The sequence below is a fragment of the Kushneria indalinina DSM 14324 genome (assembly GCF_003385845.1).
In the GTDB taxonomy this organism is placed as follows: Bacteria; Pseudomonadota; Gammaproteobacteria; order Pseudomonadales; family Halomonadaceae; genus Kushneria; species Kushneria indalinina.
Genome location: NZ_QRDJ01000006.1, coordinates 161,445 through 177,122, shown reverse-complemented (window position 1 = coordinate 177,122; position 15,678 = coordinate 161,445). Strand labels below are relative to the sequence as shown.

At 61.2% G+C, this 15,678-nt stretch carries 12 protein-coding genes; 3 read left to right on the top strand and 9 right to left on the bottom strand.

Going from position 1 to position 15,678, the window contains the following annotated elements; translation table 11 throughout:
* Window positions 1–24: 24 nt before the first annotated feature.
* The 4 genes from alaS to C8D72_RS00845 all read right to left on the bottom strand — a co-directional run bounded on the left by alaS (window position 25) and on the right by C8D72_RS00845 (window position 5,179).
* Window positions 25–2,631, bottom strand: coding sequence for an alanine--tRNA ligase (alaS, locus tag C8D72_RS00860; protein WP_115852540.1), 2,607 nt, complete (start codon window positions 2,629–2,631; stop codon window positions 25–27).
* A gap of 273 nt (window positions 2,632–2,904) precedes the next feature.
* The gene (locus C8D72_RS00855) at window positions 2,905–3,351 is read right to left on the bottom strand and encodes a regulatory protein RecX (RefSeq protein WP_115852539.1); all 447 of its coding nucleotides are present in this window, start codon (window positions 3,349–3,351) and stop codon (window positions 2,905–2,907) included.
* Between the two features lie 99 nt (window positions 3,352–3,450).
* The gene (recA, locus tag C8D72_RS00850) at window positions 3,451–4,530 is read right to left on the bottom strand and encodes a recombinase RecA (RefSeq protein WP_115852538.1); all 1,080 of its coding nucleotides are present in this window, start codon (window positions 4,528–4,530) and stop codon (window positions 3,451–3,453) included.
* A 145-nt stretch (window positions 4,531–4,675) separates the two neighbouring features.
* Window positions 4,676–5,179: a CinA family protein gene (locus C8D72_RS00845; RefSeq protein ID WP_115852537.1), complete on the bottom strand. Its 504-nt coding sequence runs from the start codon at window positions 5,177–5,179 to the stop codon at window positions 4,676–4,678.
* A gap of 239 nt (window positions 5,180–5,418) precedes the next feature.
* Between C8D72_RS00845 and mutS the strand changes: the two genes are divergently transcribed.
* A complete protein-coding gene (gene mutS / locus C8D72_RS00840) occupies window positions 5,419–7,971 on the top strand; it encodes a DNA mismatch repair protein MutS (protein ID WP_115852536.1) in 2,553 nt (850 codons plus the stop codon).
* 166 nt (window positions 7,972–8,137) lie between these two features.
* Window positions 8,138–8,461, top strand: a complete 324-nt coding sequence (gene fdxA, locus C8D72_RS00835; RefSeq protein ID WP_115852535.1) for a ferredoxin FdxA — start codon at window positions 8,138–8,140, stop codon at window positions 8,459–8,461.
* A gap of 567 nt (window positions 8,462–9,028) precedes the next feature.
* On the opposite strand, the gene eno is transcribed toward fdxA, so the two are convergent.
* From eno to C8D72_RS00815, 4 genes are all read right to left on the bottom strand, one after another.
* Complete coding sequence (gene eno, locus C8D72_RS00830; protein ID WP_115852534.1) at window positions 9,029–10,324, bottom strand: phosphopyruvate hydratase; 1,296 nt, start codon at window positions 10,322–10,324, stop codon at window positions 9,029–9,031.
* 205 nt (window positions 10,325–10,529) lie between these two features.
* On the bottom strand, window positions 10,530–11,393 hold the full coding sequence (gene kdsA, locus C8D72_RS00825; protein ID WP_115852533.1) for a 3-deoxy-8-phosphooctulonate synthase: 864 nt from the start codon (window positions 11,391–11,393) through the stop codon (window positions 10,530–10,532).
* Window positions 11,380–13,062, bottom strand: a complete 1,683-nt coding sequence (locus C8D72_RS00820) for a CTP synthase (protein WP_115852532.1) — start codon at window positions 13,060–13,062, stop codon at window positions 11,380–11,382. The genes kdsA and C8D72_RS00820 overlap by 14 nt, the downstream gene beginning before the upstream one ends.
* An 84-nt stretch (window positions 13,063–13,146) precedes the next feature.
* Window positions 13,147–13,629 carry an Lrp/AsnC family transcriptional regulator gene (locus C8D72_RS00815; RefSeq protein ID WP_115852531.1) on the bottom strand — a complete coding sequence of 161 codons (483 nt, stop codon included), beginning with the start codon at window positions 13,627–13,629 and terminating at the stop codon, window positions 13,147–13,149.
* Between the two features lie 112 nt (window positions 13,630–13,741).
* Here C8D72_RS00815 and C8D72_RS00810 point away from each other — a divergent pair, with 112 nt between their 5' ends.
* Entirely contained in the window at window positions 13,742–14,641 is a 900-nt protein-coding gene (locus tag C8D72_RS00810; RefSeq protein ID WP_115852530.1) for a DMT family transporter, read from the top strand.
* On the opposite strand, the gene doeB is transcribed toward C8D72_RS00810, so the two are convergent.
* A complete protein-coding gene (doeB, locus tag C8D72_RS00805; RefSeq protein ID WP_115852529.1) occupies window positions 14,638–15,645 on the bottom strand; it encodes a N(2)-acetyl-L-2,4-diaminobutanoate deacetylase DoeB in 1,008 nt (335 codons plus the stop codon). The two genes, C8D72_RS00810 and doeB, sit on opposite strands and share 4 nt — an antisense overlap.
* Window positions 15,646–15,678 lie beyond the last annotated feature (33 nt).

The window sequence follows — 15,678 nt, the reverse complement described above, 5'->3', positions numbered from 1 at the left end:
CCCTTTAGTTGATGTATTGGACCATCACTTCTCAAGTGTTTTGGATACCCACTGACGCGCTGCCTGCAAGGCACTGTCCACGCCACTGACGTCGCTACCGCCGGCCTGCGCCATGTCGGCGCGACCGCCACCGCGACCGCCCACCAGAGGGGCAATGGCACTGACGAGACTGCCGGCGCTGAGCTGATCCACAAGATCCTTCGTGACGCCGGCAATCAGATTGACCTTGTCATCACCGGCCACTGCCAGAACGATCACGCCGGAACCGAGCCTATTTTTCATCTGATCCATGACGCCACGCAGCTCCTTCGCGCTGACACCCTCGAGCTGACGGGTCAGCACACGCACACCACCAATCTCTTCGGCGGCGTCCAGCAGGTCGTTGCCGGCCTGGCTGGCCAGTTTGGCGCGGTTGCGCTCAAGCTCTCGCTCGAGCTCACGATTGCGCTCCAAAAGCGTGCCCACACGCGCCTCGAGCTGATCGGGACGCGCGCGCACCTGATCGGCCAGGCGCGTGACCAATGACTGCTGATCACGAAACCAGCGCAGCGCCGTGTGTCCGGAGATGGCCTCGATGCGACGCACCCCTGCCGCAACGCCGGTTTCGCTGACCAGCCGAACCGGACCGATGTCGCCGGTGCGCATGACGTGGGTACCGCCGCAGAGCTCGATGGAGAAATCATCGCTGCCCATGGTCAACACGCGCACACTTTCACCATACTTGGCCTCAAACAGGGCCTGAGCACCGAGCTTTCGCGCCTCATCCAGCGTCATCAGTTGTGTGGTCACCGGCGTGTTGGCCATGACCTCATCATTGACCATCGCCTCGACCCGCTCGAGCTCGTCCGGCGTCACGGCCTCGTTGTGGCTGAAGTCAAAGCGTAGCCGCTCATCGCCCACCTGTGAGCCCTTCTGCTGGACATGCGTACCCAGTACGCGTCGCAGCGCCTCATGCAGCAGGTGCGTGGCCGAGTGGTTACGCATGATGGCATGACGCGCTGGCACCTCAACGTGGGCCTCTACCGCGGCCTGCGCCGGCATGACGCCGTCACTCACCTCCCCCAGATGCACAAAGTGCTGACCGCGCTTTTGGGTATCGCGCACGTTGAACACGACGCCCGGTAGCGTCAGGGTGCCGCGATCGCCGATCTGGCCGCCGGACTCGGCGTAAAAGGGCGTCTCGTCCAGCACCACGGCGCCGCTCTGGCCGGCTTCGAGCTGCTCGACCTGTTCCCCCTGATCATTGAGCAGCATCAGCACCTGCGCCGAGCCCGCTAGACGGTCACGCCCGACAAATTCGGTCGCACCCTCCAGATCGATATCCGCTTCAAGCCGGGCACCAAACTGACTGGCGGCGCGGGCGCGCTCACGCTGGGCCTCGAGCTCGCGCTGAAAGCCGGCCTCATCGAGAGCGATATCGCGCTCGCGGGCAATGTCGGCGGTCAAATCGTAGGGGAAGCCGTAGGTGTCATACAGCTTGAAGATGGTCTCGCCGTCCAGCTCGTTCGAGTCGAGATTGGCCAGCGCCTCTTCGAGCAGGCGCATGCCGTTATCCAGCGTCCGGGCGAACTGCTCTTCCTCTTTCAGCAGCACTTTTTCGATCTGCTCACGACGCGCGTGCAGTTCGGGGTAGGCCTCGCCCATTTCCTCATCGAGGGCCGCAACCAGGCGATGGAAAAATGACTCACGCACGCCCAGCTTGTGGCCGTGACGTACGGCGCGACGAATAATGCGACGCAGCACATAGCCACGCCCCTCATTGGAGGGCATGACACCATCGACGATCAAAAACGCACACGAGCGGATGTGATCGGCAATGACACGCAGCGACGGCTGGTGGATATCGTTCTGGCCGGTAATTTCGGCGGCAGAGGCCAGCAGGCGTTTGAAAAGATCGATCTCGTAGTTGGAGTGCACGCCCTGCATGACCGCAGCGATGCGTTCAAGCCCCATGCCGGTATCGATGGAGGGACTGGGCAGCGGCGTCATGGTGCCCTGGGCGTCGCGGTCATACTGCATGAAGACCAGGTTCCAGATCTCGATGTAGCGGTCGCCGTCCTCATCCGGGCTTCCCGGCGGGCCACCAAACACCTCCGGACCGTGGTCGAAGAAGATCTCCGAACTCGGCCCGCACGGGCCGGTCTCGCCCATCTGCCAGAAGTTGTCTTCATCAAGTCTTGAGAAGCGTTCGCTGCTGACGCCCACATCGTTGAGCCAGATATCGGCGGCTTCATCGTCGCTGACATGCACCGTGACCCAGAGCTTTTCGGCAGGCAGCCCCAGGTTGACGGTCAGAAACTGCCAGGCGTAATGGATGGCGTCGCGCTTGAAGTAGTCGCCAAAACTGAAGTTGCCCAGCATTTCGAACAGGGTGTGATGGCGCGCGGTATAACCGACGTTGTCCAGATCATTGTGCTTGCCGCCGGCCCTGACGCAGCGCTGGGCTGACGTTGCCCGCACATAGGGTCTGGGATCACGTCCCAGAAAGACGTCCTTGAAAGGCACCATACCGGCATTGGTGAAAAGCAGCGTGGGGTCGTTGTCAGGCACCAGAGAACTGGAAGGCACCTGGGTATGGCCGTGCTGTTCAAAAAAATTCAGAAATGCTTGTCGTATGTCGGCGCTTTTCATGGGCTTCCCGTAAACGGTGGGTCAGGTCTTTTAAATGAGGCCACGAGTGATGCATCGGATGATGCCCGAAGGGCCATCACCTGTCGTCAACATGCGCCTCGAGGTGCGACCCTCATGATCTTTCGGTCTCGCCTGTAGTTCATGCGATAAGGCTCATGCGCACAGTGAGACGAATTTTGGCGGCTTAATGTATCAGTATGTCGAGCCTCGGTGCGACACTCCGCATGCGCTCCATTCTGCCTCATGCCGGGCGTGACATGCCAAGTCGGGTTGTCATGAGGGCCAGGCCTGTCGCAGGGCGCTGCTGCACTGCTGGCCGTCAAACCCTCTTGAGGCCAGAAAGCGCTGGCGTTTGGCACGCGCCTTCATGTCGTCTCCGGGCCCGTCAAAGCGGCGCTCGAGCGCCTCGGCGGCAAGCGATGTCCAGTCAGCCTCACTCTCTTCCAGTGCCTGCGCAATCATCTCGCGCTCGATACCGCGACCCGCCAGTTCGGCGCTGATCTTGCGCGGCCCCTGCAGGCGCGCAATGCGCGAGCGCACGAAATGCTCAACGAACCGTGCATCAGACTGAAAGCCGTCTGCAGCCAGACGGTCCAGCAGTGCCGTGACCTCCTCGGGGGCATGCTCGTGACGCAGCAGGCGCTCCTCGAGCTCGCTGCGGGTATATTCACGCCGGGCCAGCAGTGCGATGGCCTCTTCATAAGGCGTTCTCTGTGACATCACCGCCCTCCCTGTCTGTCTGTCTCATGCATTAAAGCAAAAGGGGCACGCTCCATTGAGCGTGCCCCCTTAAAAAATACCACTTCGGACAATAGCGGCCTACAGCAGCTCGTCGTCCCTGGCATCTGCCGGTGCTTCGGCTTCAGCCTCTGCATCAGCTGACTTTTCTTCTTCCTGCGCTTTCGGAGTCGTCAGAAGCTGGGCGCGAATGGCGTCCTCGATCTCCTGCATGACCTCGGGGTTGTCTTCAAGATACTGGGCGGCATTGGCCTTGCCCTGCCCGATCTTGTTGCCCTTGTAGCTGTACCAGGCACCGGCCTTGTTGACCAGGCTGCACTGAACGCCGAGATCGACCACTTCACCGGCATGGTAGATGCCCTTGCCGTACATGATCTGGAACTCGGCCTGACGAAACGGCGGCGCCACCTTGTTCTTGACGACCTTGACGCGGGTTTCGTTGCCCACGGCCTCATCGCCCTGCTTGACCGAGCCCGTACGACGAATGTCCAGACGCACGCTCGAATAGAACTTGAGCGCGTTGCCGCCGGTGGTCGTTTCGGGATTACCGAACATGACACCGATCTTCATGCGGATCTGGTTGACGAACATCACCATGCAGTTGGCATTCTTGATGTGTCCGGTCACCTTGCGCAGCGCCTGCGACATGAGACGTGCCTGAAGACCGACGTGGGAGTCACCCATTTCGCCTTCAATCTCGGCGCGCGGTGTCAGCGCGGCGACCGAGTCGACCACGATAACGTCCACACCGCCGGAACGTACCAGCATGTCGCAGATCTCGAGCGCCTGCTCACCGGTATCGGGCTGGGACACCAGCATGTCATCAAGATTGACGCCCAGCTTTTCGGCGTAAGCGGGGTCCAGCGCGTGCTCTGCATCGATGAAGGCACAGGTCTTGCCCTGCTTTTGTGCCTGCGCGATGACGGACAGGGTAATGGTGGTTTTACCCGAGGCTTCGGGCCCGAAAATCTCGACGATACGCCCATAGGGCAGGCCGCCGATGCCAAGGGCAATATCCAGTCCGAGCGAGCCGGTAGAGACGGCGGGAAGGGCTACGCGGGGCGTATCGCCCATCCGCATGACGGCACCCTTGCCGAACTGACGCTCAATCTGGGATAGCGCTGCATTAAGCGCCTTGGAGCGATTATCATCTTGTGCCATGTTGGCCCTCCTGTCGGGTCAGCCTGACGCTGACACGTCATTAAACTGTATGCTTATCCAGTATTTTAAACCAAAAAGGTGGTCTGTCATATCCTTTTTGATGACTTATTTCATCACATACTCATGGCATCAGTGCAGACGCACTTTAATCAAAGGAGTTCTCTTCGAGTCGCTCGACCAGCCCCTTGAGCGCCAGGGCCACGGCTTCGCGACGCACCTCAAGGCGTTCCCCGTTGAGCTGATAACAACGGGCCTGGCTCTGGGTGGCATTACCCCAGGCCAGCCACACGGTACCGACCGGCTTGTCCGGCGTACCGCCTCCCGGTCCTGCCACACCGCTGATCGCCACGCCCAGATCGGCGCCGCTGTCCCGACAGGCCCCCCGCACCATTTCATGGACCACGGTCTCGCTGACCGCCCCGAACAGCTCCAGTGAGACCGACGACACCCCCAGCAGGCGCTGCTTGGCACTGTTGGCATAGGTGATATAGCCGGTCTCGAAGCATGCCGAGCTGCCGGCAACATCGGTAATGGCCCGCGCGACGCCGCCACCGGTACAGGACTCGGCGGTGGTGAGCACCACCCGCTGCTGCTGACAGAGCCGGCACAATCGACTGGCCAGCTCCTGTATGCCTGATGCTGTTGCCATGACAACTCCCGCCGATCACATCGATTTCAGATGGCCACATGGTACGCGATCACTGCCGACAATGGGTACGTGGGTACGCCATGCCATCGCCCATCCGGCAAGCGTGGAACGTCCACTGTCTGCACTATAGCAATACAGGGGAGGCAGCGGATCATGATAGTCTCGTGCCTTTCACCTCACACGTCATTGGACAGGGTCAATTTCACGTGGCAGGCAAGACCGAGTCCCAACCAACGCCCATGATGGCGCAGTATTTTCGTATCAAGCGCGAGCACCCCAATGTGCTGCTGTTTTATCGCATGGGAGATTTCTACGAACTCTTCCATGACGACGCCAAACGCGCCGCGTCATTGCTGGACATTACGCTGACCGCCCGCGGCACCTCCAATGGTGCCCCCATCCCGATGGCGGGCGTGCCCTATCACAGCGCCGAAGGCTATCTGGCCCGACTGGTGCGCATGGGCGAATCGGTCGCCATCTGTGAGCAGATCGGCGACCCGGCGACCGCCAAGGGCCCGGTTGAACGCCGCGTCGTGCGCATCGTCACTCCCGGTACCCTGCATGATGAAGCGCTGCTCGATGAGCGTCGCGACAATCTGGTGGCCGCCCTGCACGGTGATAATGATCACTGGGGGCTGGCCTGGCTCGAGCTTTCCAGCGGCCGCTTCAGCGTGCTGGAAGTCGAAGGTGAAGGGGACATGCTCGCCGAGCTGCACCGGCTTGATCCGGCCGAGCTGCTGGTGATGGAAAGCCTGCCTCTGCCTGCACGTCTCGATGAGCGTCCCGGCCTGCAGCGCCAGAGCGATTGGCACTTTGATCTGGAAACGTCGCGACGTCTGCTCTGCGACCAGCTTCAGGTACAGAACCTGTCGGGCTTTGGCTGTGATCACATGACCCGGGCACTGACCGCTGCCGGCGTTTTGATCGACTATGTTCGCGACACCCAGCGCACCGCGCTGCCGCACATTACCGCCATTGGCGTTGAAAACCGCGACGACTCGGTGGTCATCGATGCCGCCAGCCGGCGCAATCTGGAAATCGATCAGAACATGGCCGGCGGTCAGGACAATACGCTCGCCTCGGTTTTCGATACCACCGCCACCCCCATGGGCGCACGGCTGCTGCGCCGCTGGCTCAATCGCCCCCTGCGCGACCGGGATCAGATCAACGCCCGGCAGCAGGGCGTGACGCTTCTGGGGGAAGAGGACCATGTCGAAGTTTTCAACGACATCCTGCGCGGCATCGGCGATATCGAGCGTATCCTGGCCCGCGTGGCCCTGCTCAGCGCTCGTCCGCGCGACCTGGCCCGACTTCGCGATGCCCTCAATGCGCTGCCGGCACTGTCCGAACGCCTGGAGAGCATTGCCCGGGGCAGCGCACTGGACGATCTTTCCCGTCACATCGTGCCCTACCCGGCGCTTGCCGACACGCTGAGCCGGGCGCTGATCGACAGCCCGCCGGTCGTGATCCGCGACGGCGGCGTCATTCGAGAAGGCTTCGACGAGGAGCTCGATGAGCTCAGGAGCCTGCAGGAAAACGCCGGCGACTACCTGGTCCAGCTGGAAACCCGCGAGCGCGAGCGCACCGGCCTTGCCGGCCTCAAGGTGGGGTACAACCGCGTTCACGGCTACTACATCGAGATACCCAGGGCCCAGGCGCGCGACGTACCGGCGGACTATATCCGTCGCCAGACGCTCAAGAACGCCGAGCGCTTTATTATCCCCGAGCTCAAGACCTTCGAGGACAAGGCGCTGTCGGCGCGCACCCGGGCACTGGCGCGGGAAAAACTGCTGTATGACGGCCTGCTCGAAACGCTCAATGCCGAGCTGGCAACGCTGAGGCGCACCGCGCAGGCGCTGGCCACGCTGGACGTGCTGCACGCCTTTGCCGAGCGGGCGCAGACGCTGTCGCTGGTCTGTCCGGTACTGCGCGAGGCGCCCGGCATGACCATTCGTGACGGCCGCCATCCGGTGGTCGAACACGTGTCGAGCCACCCTTTCGTGCCCAACGATCTGCACTTTGATGATGCCACCCGCATGCTGGTGATTACCGGGCCCAACATGGGCGGTAAATCGACCTTCATGCGTCAGAATGCGCTGATCGCCCTGCTGGCCCATACGGGCTGCTTCGTGCCGGCCGGAAGTGCCGAGATCGGGCCGATCGACCGTATCTTCACGCGCATCGGCTCCTCGGATGATCTGGCCGGCGGGCGCTCGACCTTCATGGTCGAAATGACCGAAACCGCCAGCATCCTGCATAACGCCACCGACCACAGCCTGGTACTGATGGACGAGATCGGCCGCGGCACCAGCACCTTCGATGGCCTGTCGCTGGCCTGGGCGGCCGCCGAGCATCTGACCGGCACACGCGCCTTCACGCTGTTTGCCACCCACTACTTCGAAATGACCAGCCTGCCCGAGCAGGCCGAAGGCGTGGCCAACGTGCATCTCAATGCCACCGAACATAACGACGGCATCGTGTTCATGCACCGGGTCGAGCCAGGCCCTGCCAGCCAGAGCTACGGGCTCCAGGTCGCGCAGCTGGCAGGCGTGCCACGCACCGTGATTGCCCGTGCTCGTGAAAAGCTCATGGCACTGGAGGCTCAGGACGGCGAACGCCCTGAGGCATTGGCCAGGACATCAACGTCAGAGACGACAGCACCGCAGCAGGATGATCTTTTTGCCAGCGCCCCGCATCCGATGGTCGAGGCACTGTCACAGCTTGATCTGGACACCCTGTCACCACGTCAGGCGCAGGAGTGGCTTTATGAATGGCGTGACAGGTTAAAATAATGCCCGCTGCTGCCCGGCGGTCAGGATGCTTTCATCACAAGCGGCTTGTCGCCGGGCGGGCGCGCCTTCTAGAATAAGGCCCCTTTCGTGGGCCGCCCCACACCCCTTTTCAGCACAGCCTGTCCCTGTACGGGCCGTGACCGCCTGCTACCCTGGAGTTCGTGACATGACCTTTGTCGTCACCGAGAACTGCATTCAATGTAAATACACGGACTGTGTGGAAGTCTGTCCGGTCGACTGCTTCTATGAAGGCCCCAACTTTCTGGTCATTCATCCCGATGAATGCATCGACTGCGCCCTGTGTGAGCCGGAGTGCCCGGCCGAAGCCATTTTTTCGGAAGACGAATTGCCGGAAGGCCAGGAAAAGTTCATCGAGATCAACGCTGATCTGGCCGAGAAGTGGCCCAACATCAATGAGCGCGGAGATCCACCTGCCGATGCCGATGAGTGGAACGGTGTGCCAGGCAAGATCGACAAGCTGACGCGCTGATCCTTTCTGTCGGGGCCGCCAGCGTCCCGACACTTCCTACCCTTGCATCCCTTGCATGTGCTCGACCTTCTCACGATTCCACTGACGTTTTACGCATAAAAAAGGCGGCCCGATCGGGCCGCCCTTGCTTCCTGCATCCTTGAGCCTTTCCATTGGCTCTACATCCATTGGCGTCTTCCCTGCTGAGAGATCGAGTCCGTTCGATACTCAGCGCGCCATAAACTGATATTGTCGGCGGCTGCCTGAACGGGGCGATCCATTTGCCGCCGTCAGGTGAAGACACGATCAGCATTGCTGATCGATAAAAAGATTTTTAAAAGAGAGCTAATCAGAAAAAATAACGATCCAGATGTTTTTTTCTAGTGAAAAAACCATGCAGATCAGATGTTTAAGTAGGAAGGAAACTTCATATCCTTAATCGGATCGTTCCGAATGCACTTATGGTGGGTTCTGCGGCCCTCTCGGGTCAAGACAATCGTCCAGGATTCGTCGAATATATAGAGCACACATAAAAAATCCGACTGCAAGAAGCAGTCGGATTAAATTTAATGATTCAGAGTCGAAAAATCAGGATTGACCCTTCACCTCGGCAAGCCCTCTGTAGGGTGCCTTGCCGCCCAGCTGATCCTCGATTACCAACAGGCGGTTGTACTTGGCGACACGGTCACTGCGCGACAGCGAGCCGGTCTTGATCTGCCCGGCGCAGGTGCCGACGGCCAGATCCGCAATCGTTGTGTCTTCGGTTTCACCGCTGCGGTGGGAGATCACGGCGGTATAGCCGGCATCACGCGCCATCTTGATCGCATCCAGCGTCTCGGTCAGCGAGCCGATCTGGTTGAACTTGATCAGAATCGAGTTACCCACGCCCTTGTCGATGCCTTCACGGAAGATGCGCGTGTTGGTCACGAACAGGTCATCGCCCACCAGCTGCACACGATCGCCCAGCTTGTCGGTCAGTGCCTTCCAGCCGTCCCAGTCGGACTCGTCCAGACCGTCCTCGATGGAGACGATCGGGTACTGATCGACCAGATCGGCCAGGTAGTCGGCAAAACTTTCGCTGGTGAAGTTCTTGTTCTCACCGGAGAGCGTGTACTGACCGTCCTTGTAGAATTCAGATGCCGCGCAGTCGAGTGCCAGCGTCACGTCAGTGCCAAGCTGATAGCCGGCGTCGCTGACCGCCTGCTTGATCGATCCCAGCGCGTCGGCGTTGGACTCCAGATCCGGCGCAAAGCCGCCTTCATCGCCCACGGCAGTGGACTGTCCGCGACCGGAAAGCACCTTCTTGAGAGCATGAAAGATTTCGGCGCCCATGCGCAGACCTTCGGCGAAGCTCTTGGCCCCGACCGGCTGAATCATGAACTCCTGAATGTCGACGTTGTTGTCGGCGTGCTCACCGCCATTCATGATATTCATCATCGGCAGCGGCATGCTGTACTCACCCGGCGTGCCGTACAGCTCGGCGATGTGGGCGTACAGCGGCATGCCCTTCTCGGCCGCTGCGGCGCGTGCGGCGGCCAGTGATACGGCAAGAATGGCGTTGGCGCCCAGATTGCCCTTGTTGTCGGTACCATCAAGCTCCAGCATGGCCTGATCCAGCGCACGCTGATCATTGGCATCCATGCCCTTGAGGCGCTCACGGATTACCGTATTGACGGCTTCAACGGCCTTGGTGACGCCCTTGCCCAGATAGCGTGACTTGTCGCCATCGCGCAGCTCCAGCGCCTCACGCGAGCCGGTAGAGGCACCGGACGGCGCATAGGCCTGCTCGCTGATACCACCTGCCAGCGTGACCGTGGCCATGACGGTGGGGTTGCCGCGCGAATCGAGTACTTCGAGTCCATGTATTTCAACAATCTCGGCCATCTAAAGCATCCTCACTGGTTAAACTTCCGGCCCGTACCCGACGAGCCGGACTCGAATGAACGCGTCATGAAAGCATAGAAAGCGAGTCGTCTGCCTGCCATGCCAGTGTATTCAAGACCCTTGTTGGACCAGGGTCAAAAGTCGATGTCGACCTGATACGGCCGACCCATAAAAAACGCCGGTCATGTGGACCGGCGTTTCAATACTAGCGTATGTCGATGGGATCGAAATGCTTGACCACCCCATCGAGCATTTTGATCTGCTCCAGAAAGGGCGTCAGCCGATCCAGCGGCAATGCACAGGGGCCATCGCAGCGCGCATTGTCCGGGTCGGGATGCGCCTCGACGAAAAGCCCGGCAATGCCGGTGGCGATACCCGACCGGGCCAGCTCTACCACCTGCTGGCGCCGACCGCCGGCGCTGTCGGCACGACCGCCCGGCTGCTGCAGCGAGTGCGTGACATCAAAAAAGACCGGATAGCCGGTTTTTTTCATCTCGCCAAAGCCCAGCATGTCCACGACCAGGTTGTTGTAGCCAAAGCTTGAGCCGCGCTCACACAGAATCAGCCGGTCGTTACCGGCCTCTTCGAACTTGGTGATGATGTGGCGCATCTCGTGCGGGGCGACGAACTGCGGCTTCTTGATGTTGACCACCGCACCGGTTTTGGCCATCGCTACCACGAGATCGGTCTGACGGGCCAGAAAGGCCGGCAGCTGGATGACGTCGCAGACATCGGCCACGGCACGCGCCTGATCCGGCTCGTGAACGTCGGTCAGCACCGGCACATTGAAGCGGCTTTTGATCTCATCAAGGATCTTGAGCCCCTCATCAAGGCCCGGCCCCCGATAGGAGTGGATCGAGCTACGATTGGCCTTGTCAAAGCTGGCCTTGAAGACATACGGGATGCCCAGCACCCTGGTGGCCTCGACCCAGGCATTGGCCACCTCAATGGCCATGTCCCGTGATTCCAGCACGTTCATGCCACCAAAGATCGTCAGCGGCTGCTGGTTACCGGTCGTGATGTCGCCAATGGCGACGGTTTTCTGCGCTGCTGTCTCAGTGCCTGTCATCGTCACGCTCCTGCTGATCACGCGTACCGGCCTTGTGCGTACGCGCCGCGCGATGCGTCAGTGCGGCGTTGACAAAGCCGGTGAAGAGCGGATGCCCATCGCGCGGTGTCGAGGTGAATTCGGGGTGGAACTGACAGGCAACATACCAGGGATGATCCGGCAGTTCGACCATTTCCACCAGCGACTGATCCACGCTGCGCCCGGAGAAGACCATGCCGGCGGCTTCCAGATCGGCCACGAACTGATCGTTGATCTCGTAGCGATGGCGATGACGCTCGATGATGGTCTCGCTGCCATAGATCTCGCGCGCCTTCGAGCCTTCGGTCAGTACGCAGCTCTGGCCGCCCAGACGCATGGTGCCGCCCAGATCCGAGGTCTCGTCGCGGGTTTCGATCCGCCCTTCCGGCGTGATCCATTCGGTAATCAGGCCCACCACCGGGTGACGGGTGTCGTGGGTAAACTCGGTGGAGTTGGCATCGCGCCAGCCGGCCACGTGGCGGGCAAACTCGATGACCGCCACCTGCATGCCCAGACAGATCCCCAGATAGGGAATGCCGTGTTCGCGTGCATAGCGGGCCGTGGCAATCTTGCCTTCCACGCCGCGCGAGCCGAAACCACCGGGCACCAGGATCGCATCCTTGCCTTCGAGACGCTCGACGCCTTCACGCTCGATGGTTTCGGAGTCGATGTAGTCGATATTGACCTTCACGCGGGTCTGAATGCCGGCGTGCATCAGCGATTCGTTGAGCGACTTGTAGGCGTCCAGCAGCTCCATGTACTTGCCGACCATCGCGATGTTGATGGTCTTGAGCGGGTTGAGCTTGGCATCAAGGACCTTGACCCATTCGCCAAGATCCGCAGCCGGCGGATCAAGACGCAGCTTGTCGCACACGATGTCGTCAAGCTCATGATCGTGCAGCATCAGCGGGATGCGATAGATGGTGTCGGCATCCTGCATCGGGATGACGGCACGCTCATCGACGTTGGTAAACAGCGCAATCTTGCGGCGCTCGCTGGCCTCGAGCTCCACTTCGCTACGACACAGCAGAATATCGGGCTGGATGCCGATCGAGCGCAGCTCCTTGACGCTGTGCTGGGTCGGCTTGGTCTTGGTCTCGCCGGCCGTCTTGATATAGGGCACCAGCGTCAGGTGCATGAACAGCGCATGGCTTGAGCCGACTTCGCTGCGCAGCTGACGGATGGCTTCCAGAAACGGCAGCGATTCGATGTCGCCCACGGTGCCGCCGATCTCGACCATCGCCACGTCATAGCCTTCGGCACCGGCCTTCACGCGGCGCTTGATCTCGTCGGTAATGTGCGGAATGACCTGAACGGTGCCGCCCAGATAGTCACCACGGCGCTCCTTTTTGAGCACGTGTTCATAGACACGACCGGTGGTGAAGTTGTTGGCCTGGGTCATGCGCGAGCGGATAAAGCGCTCGTAGTGGCCCAGGTCAAGGTCGGTCTCGGCACCATCTTCGGTGACAAATACCTCACCGTGCTGAAAAGGGCTCATGGTGCCCGGATCGACGTTGATATAGGGGTCGAGCTTGAGAATCGTGACCTTCAGGCCACGGGCTTCCAGAATAGCGGCCAGAGAAGCTGCAGCGATGCCTTTACCAAGAGAAGACACAACGCCACCGGTCACGAAAATATATCGCGTCGTCATGGGGAACCTGTTAATGCTGGGCGAAGGTCGGCCAGAAAGGCGGACCAGGATGGGAGATCAGTTTACGCGAAAGCGTCGGCGCGCTCAATTTGCATTGTCGGCCCGAAGCCGGATCAGCGGGGATGACGCCTTTTTAATGGACTTGGTCACGATATAGGTGAAGTAGCGGTGAATGCCGAGCTCATCCATGAGCCAGCGGTCGATCAGGCGCTGATACTGATCGATGCTTTCGGTCTCGATCAGCACCAGATAGTCCACCCCGCCGCCCACGGCCACGCATTCACTGACCTGCGGCGTCTCACGCATGGTGCGCTCGAAACGCTCGGACACGCTCATGCTGTGATTGTCCAGTTCGATCTGCACCCACACGGAGGTCAGTGCTACCCGAGCCTGATCGCTGATACGGGCACTGTAGCCCTCGATGATACCCGCACGCTCCAGGCGTCTGACGCGCTCCCAGCAGGGGCTGACCGACAGATTGATCGCTTCGGCCAGCCGCGATTTGGTAATGCGCCCATCACGGGACAAAATGTCGAGAATGCGTAAATCGTATTGATCGAGTTTCATCGGTCACCGCGTCGGGTCAGGGGGCCTTCTTCGCCTGCCTGGTGCCCCGGGCTGTACCGGTCGCCGGGCCGTGCGAAGGTGTCCGTCCATCCTGTTACTGTCTGGAAACCACATGCGTGCCTATCTGCTGTTAATGCTGGTCGTGCTCCTCTTTGCCGGCAATATCCTGGTGGGCAAGGCGGCGGCCGAATTGCTGCCCCCTTTCACGCTGGCCCTGGGCCGGGTACTGATCGCCACGCTGGTCGTGCTGATTTTTCTGGGGCCCCGGGCATGGCGTGCGCGCCGTCGTATCCTGCCCCACTGGCGCGGCCTGCTGGTCATCGCCCTCAGCGGCGTTGGCCTTTTCAACGCCTTTCTCTACAGCGCACTTCACCACACCAGCGCCACCAATGTGGCGGTACTGGAGGCGGCCATTCCGGTGGTCACGGCCGCCTGCATGGCGCTTTTTTTCAGTGAGCGCCTGCGCCCTCGTCAATGGCTGGGCGTCATCATCTCGGTGCTGGGCACGGTCTGGGTGGTCTCCAACGGCCATCCCGAACGGATCATTGCCAGCTGGGGCACGGGCGAGATGATCATGCTTGCCGCCATCGGCTGCTGGGTCATCTACACCCTGGCCGTCAGACGCTGGATGGCGGATCTGCCCTTCTATACGAGTCTGGTCCCGCTGATGCTGCTGGCAACGCTTGCCCTGACACCGCCGGCCATTGTCGAGCAGTTCGGCCAGGCGCAGCGCCTGACGCTCGAATCCGACGCCCTGTGGGCGCTGCTCTATCTGGGGCTGGGGCCCTCCCTGGTCGCGCTGGTGCTCTACAATCGCGCCGTGCTTGAGGTCGGCCCCTCCCGCGCCTCGATCTTTCTCAATCTGCTGCCGCTGGTCACCATGGCCGGGGGCGCCTGGTTGCTGGGCGCTCCCGTGACGCCTGCCCAGGTGATGGGCGCCGTGATCGTCATGACCGGCGTCTCGCTGGTGGTCGCCGAACGCCGCCCGGGGCGTCGGTCGCCGGCCCGCTAGCGCTCAAGGGTGTCGACCATCTCCCCGATGACCACCAGGGTATCGCCCATCTCGACGCGCGCCGGAAAACGCCGCGCCAGTACCAGCCCGTCACGGCTGGCACGATACTCCACCGGCTCGGCGCCGGTACGCGTGATGTCCCAGATGCGGGCAACCACCTCACCCTGGCGTACCAGACCACCGAGGGCACAGGTCATCTCCAGAAGCCCGGCGTGCTCGCTCTGTACATAACAGGAGGCATCCGGCATCTCGACATACTGCTGGCGCGGTGGACGCTGGATCTCGCCTTCGGTAATGCCGGCAAAGATCAGAAAGTTGCGCACGCCCCGCTCGCTGATCTCGATGCTTGCAGGCGTTGACGTCCCGCCACCGCCCAGCTCGGTGGTCACCAGTACCTTGCCCTGGCTTTCCACCACCGTGTCGTAGAGCGCCGCGGCATCCAGCTCATACATCATGATGGCGGTCGAGGCGCCAAAGTCGATCGCGCCCTTGAGGCTTTGGCGCTCAAGGTCAAGATCATCAAGGCGATGGGCGGCGGCAAACGGCAGGATATCCAGCGTCCGCCCACCCGAATGCAGATCCAGCGCGACGTCGCACATCGGCACCAGATAGCGGGTGAAATAGTCGGCAATCTGCTTGGTCGGCCCGCCGTCCGGGTCGCCCGGGAAGCTGCGATTGAGGTTGCCACGGTCCATCGGCGAGGTTCGACGCCCCGCCTGCGCGGCCGGCTGGTTCATCATCGGCACGATAATCACACGGCCTGTGACCTCCTCGGCCGTCAGGCGCCGGGCCAGTTTCAAAAGCGCCGTGATGCCCTCGTACTCATCGCCGTGATTGCCGCCGGTCAGCAGCGCCGTGGGCCCGTCACCGTTTTTGACCACGGTGATCGGGATCATGACCGCCCCCCAGGCAGACTCGTCATGGGAGACCGGCAGCTTCAAAAAGCCGTGCTGGACGCCATCGGCATCAAAATCGACAGTGGCGGAAATGGGACTTGGACGCATGAGCAGTGCTACTCCCTGTAGTGCGCGCGCCCG

Coding starts and splice junctions, on each gene's coding strand:
- alaS (WP_115852540.1), bottom strand. CDS start 2,631: ATGAAAAGCGCCGACATACGACAAGCATTTCTGAATTTTTTTGAACAG.
- C8D72_RS00855 (WP_115852539.1), bottom strand. CDS start 3,351: ATGTCACAGAGAACGCCTTATGAAGAGGCCATCGCACTGCTGGCCCGG.
- recA (WP_115852538.1), bottom strand. CDS start 4,530: ATGGCACAAGATGATAATCGCTCCAAGGCGCTTAATGCAGCGCTATCC.
- C8D72_RS00845 (WP_115852537.1), bottom strand. CDS start 5,179: ATGGCAACAGCATCAGGCATACAGGAGCTGGCCAGTCGATTGTGCCGG.
- mutS (WP_115852536.1), top strand. CDS start 5,419: ATGATGGCGCAGTATTTTCGTATCAAGCGCGAGCACCCCAATGTGCTG.
- fdxA (WP_115852535.1), top strand. CDS start 8,138: ATGACCTTTGTCGTCACCGAGAACTGCATTCAATGTAAATACACGGAC.
- eno (WP_115852534.1), bottom strand. CDS start 10,324: ATGGCCGAGATTGTTGAAATACATGGACTCGAAGTACTCGATTCGCGC.
- kdsA (WP_115852533.1), bottom strand. CDS start 11,393: ATGACAGGCACTGAGACAGCAGCGCAGAAAACCGTCGCCATTGGCGAC.
- C8D72_RS00820 (WP_115852532.1), bottom strand. CDS start 13,062: ATGACGACGCGATATATTTTCGTGACCGGTGGCGTTGTGTCTTCTCTT.
- C8D72_RS00815 (WP_115852531.1), bottom strand. CDS start 13,629: ATGAAACTCGATCAATACGATTTACGCATTCTCGACATTTTGTCCCGT.
- C8D72_RS00810 (WP_115852530.1), top strand. CDS start 13,742: ATGCGTGCCTATCTGCTGTTAATGCTGGTCGTGCTCCTCTTTGCCGGC.
- doeB (WP_115852529.1), bottom strand. CDS start 15,645: ATGCGTCCAAGTCCCATTTCCGCCACTGTCGATTTTGATGCCGATGGC.